We start from the raw sequence: 12,971 nt of genomic DNA on the forward strand, positions 1-12,971 counted from the left end.
TCGACTCATCCGCGCGGTCTGGCCCATGCCGGATACTGGCCACATCAGCCAAGGAAGCGGTCTCTCCTAGGTGTTGTCCCCCGTCATGGCACGCAGGGACTCCTCTACGAGAGCACTGAGTTCCCCGTCCAGCACCTCCTCGGGCAGCGAGTCGAAGGACATGAAGGCGTTGAGCCTGCGCACCCGCTTAAGGAAGTCGCGAAGCAGGTCGCGTTCCCCGACGCCACCGTGAGCGATGTCCACTACCTCCCACGTCCTGACGATCGCCCTGACCAGGTGTGGGCTTCCGCCGATCGACGTGCGTCGGGCGTAGATCTGGTCGAAGGCGGCCTCGCCGAGGACGGACAACGCGGCGTAGAGGTCCTCTCGGTCCGCGCCCTCGTCGTGGAGGAGGTGCGCCCGCCACCACAGGCGTCCGAACACGTGCCGGGTGACGTCGGTTCCAAGGACCCGGTCGCGGTGAAGGTCAGGGAAGCGCCACGCTGCCACATCGGGCATGACGACCAACGACAGGAATGCCCACATGTCGCCCGCAACGGCCTCGGCGGGGATGATCCCCGACTCGCGATGGAGTATCTCCGCACTAGCGATGTCAAAGGCCGCAGCCTGGCGTCTCGCCGGGGGCGCCGGATAGCCTCGGTCGATGGCGCACCCGACCACGGACTGTCGAAGCGCCCTCAACCTCTGTTGTGGGAGTCTCATGCCTCCCGTAGCGGCGTAGAACACGGCGGGATGGGAGACGTCTGCCCGTCCGCGCAATTCCTCCACGGTCCTTTCGAGACACTCCTCCCGTAGCGATACTGCAGCCTTCGGGAGTAGGCGCGGGTACAGGTACGCCACTAGGACTCCTTCTTGAAGAGGCCGACGGCGTGCTGGACCCGAGCGGACAGGAGCGCCGGGTCGCTGCGGCGCATCGTGCGCAGCGAGGCCAAGGTCGTGCCCGGCAGATAGGTGCGGATTAGGCCGAGGAGCATGTGCCCAAGAGTGTCGGGTTCGAACACCGAGTCGTCCGTCAGCTCATCGTCCGAGAGGGCGTGCTCGACCATCAGGCGCACAACATCCTGTCGCAGGGCCGACTGAATGAGGCGCTCCGCGTACGACGCTTTGTCTGCTCTACGCAGCGCGTTCAACGCCGTGGGAGCGTTGCTGTTCACAAGCAGGACGACGGCGCCCATCGTCGCTGCCTCCAGGTTGGGGCTGATGTCCAGGTACCAAGGGGCGTCTTCCGGATAGCCCGCCTCCTTGAAGTCGACTACCGCCATCGGGAACTGCGAGGCGTCCCCTTGCAGCCGTACCCGAACTTCGTGGCGCCACAGAATGGAGCCCGCGCGTCGGGGGCCGGTCGGATCGGGGTTCTCTATGCCTTTCGCCAGTACGAGTTGAGTCTCGACGGTGAGCACCCCGCCGCTATTGCGCCCGGCCACCAGGAAGGCCAGCTGAACGGACCTGTTGCCAGTGCCATGCACCGGAACCTGGTCGGCAAGCCTTCGGATACCGCTTCCGGAAGCGCTCCATACGACGGTGAGAGCGAGTTCGGACTCCGAGGGGAGGGCAGCCGACATCCGGACCTCGTCCAAGTCGACACCGAGGACGGTCTCGAGGGCGAGGTCTCTCTGGAAATCCCAGTCCGGGATGGAGGACGGCAGTGGCACCGCTCCGCCGTCCTCGGACTTGAGCGACCAGCCGCTCATCGACACGCTCTCCGGGGCGGCCATGCGATAGGGGTAGGCGCGGCGGCTCATATACTCACCTGTCCCTGATCGGCCACGACTACGAGCTCGGTGACCGTATCGGGCGCCGGTCTGACGACGAGCGACCAGACAGCCCCGTCACCACCCTCCGTGGAGAGAGTGCGGCCTTCGGTGATCACTCCCGACTGAGAACGCCATCCCAACACCGTGGGAGTCGAAGCACCCAATGGAGGCTCTGCCTCACTTCCCTGTCCTTCACCGAGGGCGACGGCCGGCCTCCCGTGGACGACATGCGCACCGAGGTCCGGCAGGGTGAACCGCTGGACGATCACGGCCTGTCCGTCGAGCACGTCGTGTACCGGGTCTCCCAGGTAGACGACTCGCTGCCTGCCACGGGGGCGTCCAGGCTGCCCAGCCGTGGCAGCGCCGGACCCGCCTGCGCCACCGGCACGACCCCCACCACCGGAGGCCCCTCCGGTGGTGGGGAAGATCGCCGCCGCACCCTCCCCTGCGGTGCCGACCATGAGACCGGCGAGCAACTGACTCATCCCCGCCAGGGAGACACCCTCGCCAGCCTCGTTGACGACCGAAGCGGGGCCGGACGCTTCCTTCATCGCGTCCGAGATCTTCCGCAGAGCGTGTTTGGCAAGTCGGTGCTCTTCAACGTCCTGGAGTTTGTCCACCAGCCAGTCGTCGTGGGTGGCCGGCTCCGTAGCCGCGAACACGCGGTCCATCTCCGGATCCGCGCGGAACACCGCCGCGTACCCTCCGTGTTCCTCGTAGAAGGGCGGACCCTCGAGGTACTTCACTACGAGGTCCACTGGACGCATCAGGCATGTGTGGTGCAAGCGGTCACCCAGGCCGACCTCTCGCGCGGCAGCGGAGATCGGGCCGACGGGGGCTAGGAATTTCCGCATTCCGAGCCGCCCGAGGTTACGTCGCATCGACTTGTGTTCCACGACATGACTCATATCGTCGAACGCCCAGACGAATGGGCGTAGGTGGGGGGTCTCCGAGGGCCGGGGCACCGGAACGGTGCGGCCTTCGTGGAGGACACTGAAGCGCATCGGCGCGTCCCCACCCTCCGGCAGCATCTTGGGCCAGAGGTTCCAGAGCATCGCCTCGGAGATCCAGCGCATCGCCTCATCGTCCCCGCGCTCGACGAACACGGGGTCGACCACGGCAACCGTGGTGCCCGTACCGCCCTCAGGGAAGGGTCGCAGACCCAACCGGCGGGCAACCTCGTCGGCCTCGTCGCCCACGAGGGGCTCTACATATCCGCCAGTGGGCTTCCCCCAGTAATGGCGACCCGTGTAGGAATTGGCCGCGCCGGACACGTCGGTGGTGTAGCTCTCGTGCACCGCCCATCCGATGAGGCGGGTCTCCAGCCTGTCGCCGACCCGGCAGCGGGTGTGGACGAGGACGGTGTGGGCGGCGGAGATGAGATGGAAGACGGCCTTGCCGAACCCGTAGGTACCACCCCTGCCGTTCATGTCTCTCGAACTGCCGATCTTGCGGACGAACGACACGAAGTCGGACTCTCCGGGTTTCGCAACATCGGCCCGGGTCGGTCCTCCCAGCCCCCGGGTTCCCGTGTCCGTCACCGTGAGGATGCGCAGAACCGAACGTGCCAAAGAGGAACGGAGCCTCAGATGATCGGCCCGCGGTACGCCCTCGGACAGCAGGTCCCGCCACACCGGAGCCTCACTCGGCCCGAGCGTTCGGAGCTCGACTCGATAGTCGACGGGCCCGGCGCCAGTACGTGCGTCCCAACTGTTCTGGACCGACTCCCGAACGAGCAGCGTCAAAGGATCGAGTTCCGTGGCGTCGAGGTTCCTGAGCGCTCCTTCGGCCGCTCCTCCACCGCCCGGCCCGTAGGGTTCGGAGAGCCAGCGGGCGCCGTACGCGCTCACGAGTAGCCCCCCATCTCGGAGATGAGGGTGTCGACGGCCTCTTCGTCCAGCGGGGCGGATCGGACGCCGGCCAGGTCCACTGTGTAGCGCACGTCGTAAACACCGTCCGGGATTGCGCCGTCGAGGGTTACCCCGGTCAGGCGGGGGAAGTCTTCGTCGACCACGTACCAGCGTGACTCGACAGGGGCCAGCCGGGATTCGGTGCTCTGATCGGTCTGTGACAACGAGTATCCGAGTCGGGAGAGTCGGTCCACGAGTTCTGACTCATCGTCACAAAGCTGCCCGGCCTCGGCAACTAGTTCCCGCACAGTTCGCCCGTCGGGTCGCCGTTCGAAACGTTGCCACGCCAGGAACAGTCGACCGTCCTGCGGGGGTTCGAGCTGGTCGAGTCCGTGGGCCTCGAAGGTACGCCGTCCAGACACGGCAAGAGTGCTCTTCACCTCGACGGCGCGGATTCCATCGGTGAAGTCGTGGCGCGCCCCTTCGGGGCCGACCCAGTGGCGTATGGCGGCGGAATCGTCTCGGAGTAGGCGCAGCAGCACGAGTAGTTCGCCGGCCAGGCCCACTTCCTCCGCGACAGTCAGTCCTCGGAGGCCCCCGCTGAAAAGTTGTCGCCACCGGTTCACCACGGCAAGGGTGGTGCGGTAGGGGCGCTGACCGTCCGCCTCGAGGGCCACAAGTACGTCGCCGCAGAGGCCGGTGAAGACATCGTCGAGGTCGCGTCTGGTGCAAACGACGTCAGCGAATCGCCCGTAGGCACTGTCGTCCTGGAGCGCCCGTTCGGAAACCCGCAGAGCTCCGCCGATGCGGCCCGTGGGGATGTTCTGGCGCCCTCGGAGGGGGATCAGTAGATGTCGCAGCCCGTCGACGTCCATGGCTGCGGAGATCGCCCCGTAGTCGGTGACTACCGGTAGCTCCGAGACCCTGAGCGCGACCTCGGCACGTACTGGGGCTGAAGCAAGTTCGGCCCAGTGGTGGTCCAGGACGACCCGCAGGTCCGTGCCGCTCACCGGTCGTCCTCGTCGAAGAGAAGACTGAAGTCCTCCTCTTCATCGTCCTCCACGGAGGACAGGTCCGCGCTGTACCACTCGACCTTGCTGTCCTCGCCGCGCGGCATGGGGAACACCAATCCGACGCCGATGACGTGATCGACGGCATCGAGCGGGGAGCGGAGGGCTCGGTTGGCGGGCGATGGCGACAGGGCGTCGATCGGGTAGAGGGTGAGCAGGGCCGTATCCGGGGACTGGGTACGACGGGCAACCTTGAGCGCGGCCTCCGTAACTTCGGAGAGGCCAGTGAGGTCAAGGTCCACACCGGCGTCGCGACGGCTCATGAGGGTCTTGATGTCCGCGGCGTCATGTCCGCTCGTCTGCAGCTTGGCACGCACGACACGGTCTACGGCGATACCGGGAGCGAACTCGTAGCGGCGGTCTGTGTCGCCGCTCAGCGGATTTCCGATGACGGCCACGTTCCACCGCTTCAGTGCACCGCCGCCGGCCGCCCGCACCCGACGTTCGATGTAGGTCCGCAAGAGCTTCGCATCGCACTCCATCGACTTGTCGTGGAAGCGGTATCGCTCCAGGAAATCCAGGACCAGGTCATAGGGGACGTTCCGCAGCACGTGCCGACCCTCTGAGCCCCGTTCCTCGTGCCTGGCTCCCGCAATGCGCAAGGAGTTGTCTACGAGTGCGTGGGCTGCCTCACGGTTACCCAGGAGCCACGCTGCATCGTGGGAGCGGAAGTAGCGGGTCTGGACCCGCTGCCCGCCGTAGGACGCGCCGACCTTCACCGCGTCTCGCATCTTTGCGGGGGCGGTGATGCGGAGCGCCGGGTGGTTGCGCAGGCGGACTGCGAACGAGGTGGGCGTTTTATCCTCGACCATGTACAAGTCGATGTCCCGGCGCATCTCGGACTCGACGGTGGCGATGTGGCGGAACCAGTCCCGCAGCTCGTCAGTCATCCAGATGCGCGGTAGGTCGGCATATCCTTCGCGGAAACCGAACCAACGACCCATTTGAAGCAGGCTGTCGTACGTCGAGGCCCCTCGTACGAAGTAACTGACCGCCAGACCCTCCAGGGTGAGTCCGCGGGAGAGGGTGTTACCGCCCACCGCGATAGCGACGACCGGCCCGGTCTCGTAGTCGAGCCGCTCCACGCTCTTTGAGTTGTCCATGATGATGCGGCAGTCGTCCACAACGCCGCCCAGCTTCGGGAGGAGTGCGTCGAAGGGCACCGGATCCTCTCCCAGGTCCGGCTCGGTGCCCGGGACTCGAGCCGTCTCCGCATCCCAGAGATCCCTGAGTTCGGCGAAGAGTGCAGCGTCGGCATCCACGATCTTCCCCGCAATCCGGGAGCGGAACGCCTCCAGCGGGGCCTTGAAGCTCTCATGGACCAGGGTGCTCACACTGGTGTGGACGAGCATCGTCGAGTGGGGGGTGCCGTGACGTCGCACCCGTCGGGCGGCCGTCACAAGCCAGAAGTAGAGCACCGCGGTGCGAAGGGCGCCGTCGACCTCGGGGACGAAACCCTCGATCTCGCCACGCCCAGGCCGGACGAGGGACACCTCGTCGTCGGGAACGCTGCGAATCATGTCGTACCCGTCCGGCACGTCCTCGGGATCCTCACCATCCAGAGCTTCTCGTCCGAACAGCACCTCCGTGCCGAAGTGGCCTCGGGGCTTCGGCAGGTTCACGACGAAGTCCTCGGGGTACAGGTCCTTAGCCGCGGGGTCGATGAGGAGGTTGGCGAACGGCGTCGCGGTGTAGCCGACGTATCCCCCACGGGGAAAGAGGTCGATGATCTCCCTGATCAGGGGATTGGTGCTCTTAGAGGCGACACTGGCCTGATCGGCCTCGTCGTCGATGATCAAAGTCGGGCAGTTGCGTAGGTAGTCGGGGGCCTTCTCGAGCCAGGCCTTCAGCTTCTTGAGGCGAGGCACGTTCTTCTTGATCACGCACAGGACGTGCTGCTGGCTCTTGTCACCGAAGAACGCGGCCGGGTTGCCGGCTGGCGGCTCGAAGTCCCCCTCCCGTGCCGTCAGGGGGTGCCACTGGTCAATGACGGGTTCCACGAGCTGCCGCTCCAGGCGGAGTTGGGTCTGACGCCTCAGACCGTTGTGAACCCCCGCAAGGACGATGAAGAACTTGTATCCCGAGTCTGCGGCCTTGGCAATCAGCGCGGTGAAGTTCGTCGTCTTGCCCGACTGCACGTACCCGACGACGAGGCCCCTGGTAGAGAACTCCCCCGCCATAGGGTGGTCGAGCATGGAGACGACCTTGGTGGACGCCGCGTCCAGGTCACGGACGCTCTCGTCGCTCCACGACTGCTTACCCAGCAGGTCACGCAGGGCAGGCCAACACCGGTCATCGTCCTGCGGCCCCACATACCAGGTCTCGCGGTTGTTCCGGACGACGGATCCGGGCTCCCGCTTGTCGCGGACCTCTATGGTCTCCCGCTGATGGCGTTCGGCGATCCGCCTGGCCAACTCCTCTTCCATGCCGAAGAGCTTGATCGTCGCCAATGCCTGCTCGGGCGTGTGCGTCTTGATGAGACGGCGGAACGCCTCATATTGGTCGTCGAACTCGTTCAAGGTCCCCACCCTTTCCCCGGCGCCGGACGCCGCTTGCGTCCGGGCGTCGACGATCCATCCGTAACTGAGCCTCCATGGGTACGCACGGGGCCACGGGCGGAGGCCAGGACGGGGATTGGGTAGGGGCGACGGACCCAGGGACCGTCGGAGACCCACACCTCACCTACGGGCACTCCATGCGGTCACGCATGGTACGTGGTGGTTCACATGGCACTTTATCCCGCCGATGCTCGTCCTCGCGGGGCGTGACCGAACTGTGGGATCTGGGGCGCTTGTCTGTTCATGGCCGGAAATGAGGGCGACGCCTGGCCGGTCGAGCAAGGCGGCGGGCCCGCCATAGCCGCCTACACGGCAGCGAGGTTTCGCTTTCCCCCGCGGGAACGAGGTGCGCGAATCGGCTGGCTGGCGGGCCCACTTCGCTGGGCCAGCAACAGTGGTGCCAGGTGCTCGGCGATCGCGCGCCCGAGGCCGACGGGGACGGCGTTACCGATCTGCCGTGCGATCTGGTTGCGGCTTCCACACCATTCAAAGTCCATCGGGAAACCCTGCAACAGGGCCGCCTCGAGGTGCGTGATGGGACGGTGGAGCCAGGGGTGCAGGTACCTCCCCTTTTCGGGCTTGAAGAACTCCGTGCGGATGGTGACGGAGGGCTTGTCCCGGAAGAGTCTCCCCATAACGTCCGCGGATCCGGTCTTGTGCTTCCTCCAGCACGGTGAGAGAAGCTCGTCGGGGAGGTTGAAGCGGTTCCCCTCTTCGGGGATCGCCCTGTATCGCTCCATGGACCGGTCGGTGATCCCGTTGCGGCGGAGGTGGAGCTCGGCCATCGTGAAGCGTCCGGCGATGCGCTTGCCGTTGACCTCCTCCCAACGTCCAGGCAGCTCCCGGAGTGTCTTCTGGAGCACCAGGCCCGAGATCGTCTCCCACACCGTCTTCTGCTGAGCCGGGGAGGGCTGGGGGATCAAAAGAGACTGCAGTTCCAGCTCAGAGACGTCCCCGACGCGTTCAGTTGCCCCCTGCCCCACCCGAAGATCCTTACGGACACCGACGAGGATCGTGCGCAACCGTCGCTGCGGTACACCATGGTCCGCCGCGTTGATGACCTCGTGATGAAGGACATACTCGGACAGCTTCCCGCCCGGACGCGTCTCGTCGACGAGGAACTGGAACTCTGGGGAACGCCTGAACGGCTCGACGTTCTCCATGATGAAGGCCTTGGGGTTGGCCCGGGACACGACGGTCAGGTAGTGCCGCCACAACTGGTTGCGCTCGTCGGTCGGGTCCTGGTTTCCGAGCTGAGAAAACCCCTGACACGGCGGCCCACCCAAAACGACGTCCGCCTCGGGGATGCCCTCCGCCCTCATGACCCAGTCGGCGATGTCCCCCTGGTGGACGTCCGCACCGAAGTTCACCGCATACGTCGCCGCGGCGGCTTGGTCGAGCTCGACTGCGGCGACGTGCTCGTAGACCGCCTGTCCCCCGCGCCGGACGTCCGCGAATCCCTGGGTGAGTCCCCCACACCCCGCGAACAGGTCGATGGTCCGGAGAGGAAGCCCTGGGGCGCTCAGGCCGCTGAGGAGCTTGTCCGGATAGTCACTGTCGGGTAGTGCGAGGGTCATAGGCGAACTCTAGCCGGCCCGGTCGCGCCTGACAACGGACAGAGGACAGGAGCAGGATACTACTCATGTCCTCTTTGCGCCGGCCCCCTCTAAGTCGCAATTCACGGAGGCATGACCTGGTGATTTCCACGTCGTACCGTCCGTGTGTGACGAATGTCGAGCACGATGCAGCGACGGGAACGCCCAAGGGGGGAACTCCTACCCGCAGTAGTGAGGCACCTCCTCGCTCGTGGCGTCCGCGACCGGGGCTGACCAGGACACAGCGCTCGCGGGAACAGGACCGGGCGGCCGGCGGGGCGTCCAACCGCCTCGTGGATGTGGGTGAGGGGCGAAGGGGAGCGGCGCATGTGACTCTGACGCCGTCCCGCAGGACGGGACGGGTGTCGGCAAGCCTGCAGTGGACGTCGGAAGGGCGGCGAAAGCGACTGCACCTAGGGGAGGTCGACCTCCCGACCCGATCGGCCAACCTACGGGAGGCGTGGAGGCTTGCGGGGGAGACAGGGCTCCTTGTCGGGGAAGACACAGCAGGATCATGGGCGTCCTCGCCAGCGACTCGCGCCTCGATGCGGTCCAACAGGAGCCGGGACACCAAGCCGGAGCTGCGACTACGGTCACTGCTGCACAGGGCCGGACTCCGCTACCTCGTGGCCGCCAAACCCCTCCCGCATCTGCGTCGAACGGCGGACGTCGTGTTCACCAAGGCCAGGGTCGCGGTGTTCGTGGATGGGTGTTACTGGCACGGCTGCCCTGAACATGGGTCGATCCCAGCGACGAACCGCGACTTCTGGAGTAAGAAGATCGAGGGCAACGCCAGGAGGGACAAAGAGACGGACCGGCTCCTGACCGAGGCGGGCTGGAAGGTAGTCCGTGTGTGGGAACACACACCTCCGGCCGACGCTGCTGAGCTCGTCCAGCAAGCACTCGTCAAAGCAGACGGCCGGGGAGCGCGCGCAGCCCCTTCAGAGCGGACGGCCGTTCAGTAGGTCCTCGATTGCGTCGGCCTCCCTGCGGAGCACGATCCTGCCGTCACCGTCGCTGTAGACAAGGACCCTGACCCCCGTGGTGAGGCCAGCCTCGGCGAGGATGCCCATGGGTAGTTCGACGGTGCCGTCTTCTCGGATTTGCGCCTCTGCGGGTTCCCTGATCACCGGACCAGGATGCCATGCCCCGCGACGGTACGCCCCGGCCTTCCACGCCGTGCGCCAGGTATCGAACGTTGACGCAGCGCACGGAGCCGGGGAAGTCAGGGACCGGGCGAAGCCTCAGTGCTGCAGCAATGGGAGGCCACACCAAGGCACGTTCCACTCAGACGCCCACGGAAGGCTTGATCCATGGCACGTGCGCTGGAGCGTACCGCGTCAGGGCGCGGTCGGCGGGAGCCATCTCGTGCACAAGAGACCGAGGAGCTGCGCTCTCAAGGCGTTGGCACTCGCCGGCGAGAACCCTGGCGAAAGTGATCAGCTTGCGCCCCGCTGGATCACCGAGAAGGCGCGACGCTTCCTCGGTGCCATGACAGATGCGCCGCACCGTACACAGCAGCTCATGCTTCGCGCCCGGCCGGCCGCAGGCGAGCTCCGCAGCCAAGCGATTGCGCTCCCCGACTGCATGGGCTGCGGCTATGGCTAGGACCGTCCGTGCAGCCACCTCATGAGTCTCCCCTGAGTTGACCATGGCGTTCGCGAGCAAGGGGAGCTCTGCGAATGGAAGCGGATCGGCCGCCTCCCATAGGTCCTCGGCGAGCCGTAGGGCTGCCTGGACGCCAGTCTGATCGACGTAGAGCATCGGCCGATCGGCATTCTGTCGAACCTCCCAACGAGCGATGCTCTCGTCTGCCAGCGAGGCCCTGAGCAGGGCACGGAACAAGGTTCGCAGCGTCTCGATGGAAAGCTCCGGCACCTCCAGTCGCATGCACGTGCCCTGGCGCTGCACGTCCAACACCGGCTGGCCGGCTTCACCGATCGCCTGAAGCATCTCCAGGGTTCTTGTGACCTCGTTGGGTTCCTGCTCATCGTGGTGACCGGCTTGGGCGTGCTGGGCGTATGCCACAGCGACACCATGCTCGAATCCTTGACAGACAGTGCGGGCGGTACGAGCAGTGTGGAGTAGCTCATCGAGGCTGACCGGTCGGCCGCCCAGTACGGGCGTGGAGTGCATCGGGTCCCAGTGGTAGTCCTCGTGAGCGATTGCATTCCGCCACTCCGGCCTGATCACCGAGGCCAGCGTCAGGCAGAGGGGATGGGCCTCGGCATTCAACGAGTCTCGTACAGCCGCAAGGGTGTGCGCGGCTGGGATCGCCCTGCCCAGCAAGTCGAGGACCACGGCCGCAGTCCACTTGACGTCGCCTTCGACGACGACCTTGTACAAGTCTGCGACTGGGCGCATCTGCTTCTCATCGGACGTGGCACGCAAGTAGCCTTCCCACGCCGATGTCTGACCGCGGTATGCGGACAGCATCAAGGGTTCACGTTTGACGTGTCGGGAAATCGCTGCATAGGCAAGCTGTGGATCTTCCATCAGCTTGTCCGCAACGAGGTCGCGTGCCAGACGCGCGGCACGATGCGCGGTTAACGGCTGACCGGACACGGCCAGTGCAGCGAGATGTTGTCGTAGTTTGCCCGTAAGGAGTTGGGAGCCACCGATCAGATGCCCCATCTGCTGGCGCAATCGGCGATCAAGCCCGTTGGGATCCCGTGACCAGGCCGCTGCGAGTCGGGCCCGCCCCGCCAACCCCTCGCCCTGCTGTATCTCTGCCGATGAGAGTCCGAGTGTTCGCTGGTACAGGTCCTCGTTCGCATCCACCGGTGTGGCCTGCGAGGCCTCGAGTCGGCGTACATTGGCATCCGTTTCAACGGCGCACTCCCACGCCGCCGACCAGTGAGAAGCGTCCCACCCCAGCTCCAGACAGGCAATCACCGCAGAGGCCATCCCATGGCTTGAGACTGCGATGTCCCTTGCCATGCGGCGTTCTTCGGTGACGCTGCTGGGGGGCGCGAACAAGGAAACGTCGTTCCAAATCGCAACCATCTCGTTGGACGCCGCACGGAGTCGCCGTGCAAGCGCTGGAAGCCTCTTGCCAGCGGATCGCCCGGAGGTCGACGCCGTGGAGGCCACCTCCAGTGCCGTTGCCCGCATCTCCTGCCATCTTCCGGCAAGCTCTGCGTCGGCGAGTACAGCCCGCCACTGCGAGGAGGTCATAGGAACGGTGGCCTCCTCCCCGAGGGCATCCGTATCCTTCGAGGATTCGGGGAATCCGAGGTTTCGGAAGACGGCCCGGGCCGCCTGACTTGCACCGGGAGGTAAGTTGCCCAGCCTTTCGGGGAATTCTGTGTCCACGAACGCAGGATGCCACTGCATCTGTGGCCGCGGCGCACGCTTTTCGGAGACTACTGCGGGCGGCGCCAAGGGATGTGCTTCAAGCCTGGCGGCTGGGCTGCAGGCCCGATAGGCGCCAGCGCCGCACAGAGGCGGACGGTCAGGCGTGGTTGACCGGGAGGACGTCCGGGGAGAGAGCGCCCGCGTGGGCCGCCGACGAGGTCATCCGCTTGCGGTGGTGGCGGCGGCAGAGGACCTCGTAACCGATCTCCCCCGCCGGGCGGTTCACATCGCCGACGACGACCTGCGCGCCCTCGACCACCATCTCGCCGTCTATCGTGCGGGCATTGTGGGTGGCGCGGGCGCCGCACCAGCACAGGGCCTCGACCTGGAGCTGCTCGATCCGGTCCGCCAGCTCGATCAGGCGCTGGGAGCCCGGGAAGAGCTTCGTGCGGAAATCCGTCGTGATGCCGAAGGCGAACACGTCCATGTCGAGGTCGTCCACGATGCGGGCGAGCTGGTCGATCTGGTCGGGAGCCAGGAATTGGGCCTCGTCCACGATCACGTAGTCGACCCTGCCGCCCTTGGAGAGCTGGTCCACGAGGTACGCGTAGAGGTCCATGCCCTCTGTGGCCTCGACCGCCTCCGTCACCAGGCCAAGACGGGAAGACAGCTTGCCCTCCCCCGCGCGGTCGTCGCGCGTGAAGATCACGCCCTGGAGCCCGCGGGCCGAACGGTTGTGTCCGATCTGGAGCGCCAAAGTACTCTTCCCGCAATCCATGGTGCCGGAGAAAAATACCAATTCGGACATCAGAGGAGGGTGACCTTTCGGGGCGGGCAGACCGTGGGG

General features: G+C 66.0%; 10 protein-coding genes. 1 reads left to right on the forward strand and 9 read right to left on the reverse strand.

Annotation, left to right across the window (positions count from 1 at the left end; all coding sequences use genetic code 11):
- Positions 1-66 precede the first annotated feature (66 nt).
- The 6 genes from DRB96_RS12405 to DRB96_RS12430 all read right to left on the reverse strand — a co-directional run bounded on the left by DRB96_RS12405 (position 67) and on the right by DRB96_RS12430 (position 8,809).
- Entirely contained in the window at positions 67-840 is a 774-nt protein-coding gene (locus tag DRB96_RS12405; RefSeq protein ID WP_112448508.1) for a DUF6339 family protein, read from the reverse strand.
- Positions 840-1,742: a hypothetical protein gene (locus DRB96_RS12410; protein WP_112448509.1), complete on the reverse strand. Its 903-nt coding sequence runs from the start codon at positions 1,740-1,742 to the stop codon at positions 840-842. Before DRB96_RS12410 ends, DRB96_RS12405 begins: the two co-directional genes overlap by 1 nt.
- Positions 1,739-3,604, reverse strand: a complete 1,866-nt coding sequence (locus DRB96_RS12415; RefSeq protein ID WP_162688553.1) for a hypothetical protein — start codon at positions 3,602-3,604, stop codon at positions 1,739-1,741. Before DRB96_RS12415 ends, DRB96_RS12410 begins: the two co-directional genes overlap by 4 nt.
- Positions 3,601-4,614: a PD-(D/E)XK motif protein gene (locus DRB96_RS12420; protein ID WP_112448511.1), complete on the reverse strand. Its 1,014-nt coding sequence runs from the start codon at positions 4,612-4,614 to the stop codon at positions 3,601-3,603. Before DRB96_RS12420 ends, DRB96_RS12415 begins: the two co-directional genes overlap by 4 nt.
- A complete protein-coding gene (locus DRB96_RS12425; RefSeq protein ID WP_112453365.1) occupies positions 4,611-7,193 on the reverse strand; it encodes a Z1 domain-containing protein in 2,583 nt (860 codons plus the stop codon). The genes DRB96_RS12420 and DRB96_RS12425 overlap by 4 nt, the downstream gene beginning before the upstream one ends.
- Positions 7,194-7,537: 344 nt before the next feature.
- Positions 7,538-8,809, reverse strand: coding sequence for a DNA cytosine methyltransferase (locus DRB96_RS12430; protein WP_112448512.1), 1,272 nt, complete (start codon positions 8,807-8,809; stop codon positions 7,538-7,540).
- A 65-nt stretch (positions 8,810-8,874) separates the two neighbouring features.
- Here DRB96_RS12430 and DRB96_RS46260 point away from each other — a divergent pair, with 65 nt between their 5' ends.
- Positions 8,875-9,792 carry a very short patch repair endonuclease gene (locus tag DRB96_RS46260; RefSeq protein ID WP_112448513.1) on the forward strand — a complete coding sequence of 306 codons (918 nt, stop codon included), beginning with the start codon at positions 8,875-8,877 and terminating at the stop codon, positions 9,790-9,792.
- On the opposite strand, the gene DRB96_RS12440 is transcribed toward DRB96_RS46260, so the two are convergent.
- The 3 genes from DRB96_RS12440 to DRB96_RS12450 all read right to left on the reverse strand — a co-directional run bounded on the left by DRB96_RS12440 (position 9,769) and on the right by DRB96_RS12450 (position 12,932).
- Positions 9,769-9,957 carry a hypothetical protein gene (locus DRB96_RS12440; RefSeq protein ID WP_112448514.1) on the reverse strand — a complete coding sequence of 63 codons (189 nt, stop codon included), beginning with the start codon at positions 9,955-9,957 and terminating at the stop codon, positions 9,769-9,771. The genes DRB96_RS46260 and DRB96_RS12440 overlap by 24 nt on opposite strands.
- A 157-nt stretch (positions 9,958-10,114) precedes the next feature.
- Positions 10,115-12,142, reverse strand: a complete 2,028-nt coding sequence (locus tag DRB96_RS42870; RefSeq protein ID WP_162688554.1) for a hypothetical protein — start codon at positions 12,140-12,142, stop codon at positions 10,115-10,117.
- 139 nt (positions 12,143-12,281) lie between these two features.
- A complete protein-coding gene (locus tag DRB96_RS12450) occupies positions 12,282-12,932 on the reverse strand; it encodes a thymidine kinase (protein ID WP_112448516.1) in 651 nt (216 codons plus the stop codon).
- Positions 12,933-12,971 lie beyond the last annotated feature (39 nt).

Origin of the sequence: Streptomyces sp. ICC1 (genome assembly GCF_003287935.1) — a bacterium.
Classification (GTDB): Bacteria; Actinomycetota; Actinomycetes; order Streptomycetales; family Streptomycetaceae; genus Streptomyces; species Streptomyces tritrimontium.